Here is a 558-nt window from a genome sequence, read left to right on the forward strand (position 1 = left end):
ATGCTGCAGGTGGTCCGGTTACCTTGGGTAATGTAGCGGACGGCACTATTGGCGCAGGCAGCAAGGAAGCCATCAATGGCGGACAGCTGCACGATCTGAAAGAAAACGGCTTCAAGATTGCTGCCGACAACGGTACAGCTGACACCGTTAAACTGACCGAGACAGTTACCTACAAAGGCGACAGCAACATCGTCACCACCGTCACCGACAACCAAATCGGCTTCAAGCTGGCCGACAGCATCACCGTAGGCCCGGCCACCGGTGGCCACCCGGTTAAGATTGACGGCAATGCCGGCACCGTAACCGGGCTGACCAACACAACTTGGGATCCGACCCAGATTACCAGCGGTCGTGGTGCAACTGAAGATCAGCTGAAAGCTGCCCAAGCTGCTGCTACCAGCAAGGTAGCCGCCGGCAACGGTATTAGCGTTACACCGACCGTGGATACGACTACCGGCAGCACTACTTATACTGTAGCAGCCGATACTACTGCGCTGAATGTAGGCGATGGTACCAACGGTAATCCGGCCGGTAAGGTGATTACTCCGACTGGTGCAG

General features: G+C 56.5%; 1 protein-coding gene. It reads left to right on the forward strand.

Going from position 1 to position 558, the window contains the following annotated elements:
• A partial coding sequence (locus HMPREF2541_RS12250) for a hypothetical protein (RefSeq protein WP_168161112.1) occupies positions 1-558 on the forward strand: 558 nt, incomplete at both ends.

Source organism: Eikenella sp. HMSC061C02 (assembly GCF_001809035.1).
Taxonomy (GTDB): Bacteria; Pseudomonadota; Gammaproteobacteria; order Burkholderiales; family Neisseriaceae; genus Eikenella; species Eikenella corrodens.